The following is a 1,049-nucleotide window of genomic DNA, read 5'->3' as shown; positions in this document are numbered from 1 at the left end:
TCTTCAGATGCGGTCTGACTACTGGCTAGGGTTACAGATGATAAAGTGGGGGCAATAAAATCTGCTTCTACTGAACTAGCATCCGTGGTTGCCGTCACTTGAGTTCCGGCATTACCGGCATCATCTGTAAAATCAATCGTGAAGGTGATGGCTCCATTATTCTCTGTACCTAATAAGGTATAGGTAGCTGTATAATTAGGGGCTGAGCCGGTATTCACTGTAGCAGTGACCGCAGTACCACCAATAGACAACCCTACAGTGGGATTGGCACTCAAGTCATCATCTGCGGTAAAGGACAGTGTAATTGTATTACCTGTAGTACCATGACTGGCGTTTACAAATGTTTCTGATGCTGTCTGACTACTCGCTAATGAAACAGTAGTGAGTGTAGGTTCACTAGCGTCTACCTCTACAGAAGTAACATCTGTGGTTGCCGTTATCTGGGTTCCTGAAATACCTGCATCATCTACAAAGTCTATGGTAAAGGTAATGGTGCCATCTCCATCTTTGTCGGTTCCGGCTGTGGTGCCTGTACCATCTACTGCATAGGTTACATTAAAGTTCTGGAAATCTGGTGCTCCAGGGTTATCGTGGGCTACAGTTACCGATCCCTGAACATCAAAACCTCCACTTTTGATACCAACGGTTGGCAAGGCACTCAAAACATCTGAAGAGGTAATGTCTATGGTTACTGTATTACCATCTGAGGCATGACTTGCATCTGCAAATGTCTCAGAGGCAGTCTGACTACTTGCAATTGAAACCGTAGTTAATGTAGGTGCATTAAAGTCTGCTTCTATCGAGCTTGCATTCGTAGTTGCCGTCACCTGAGTTCCAGAATTGCCTGCATCATCTACAAAATCAATTGTGAAGGTTATCGCACCCTCATTCTCCGTACCCAGTAAGGTATAAGTAGCGGTATAGTTAGGAGCCGAACCTGCATTCACTGTAGGGGTAACACCAGTACCTCCTATGGACATGTTGACCGTTGGGTTAGCACTCAGATCATCATCTGCTGTAAAGGAAAGGGTAATCAAATTGCCCGTAGT

General features: G+C 45.1%; 1 protein-coding gene. It reads right to left on the bottom strand.

What is annotated here, in order from left to right:
* Positions 1-1,049 (bottom strand): hypothetical protein (locus tag JXQ92_RS19230; RefSeq protein WP_421988276.1); only part of this gene is annotated, 1,049 nt, incomplete at both ends.

This window comes from Roseivirga sp., assembly GCF_049099775.1.
Taxonomy (GTDB): domain Bacteria; phylum Bacteroidota; class Bacteroidia; order Cytophagales; family Cyclobacteriaceae; genus Roseivirga.
This window is presented reverse-complemented; position numbering and strand designations above follow the sequence as displayed.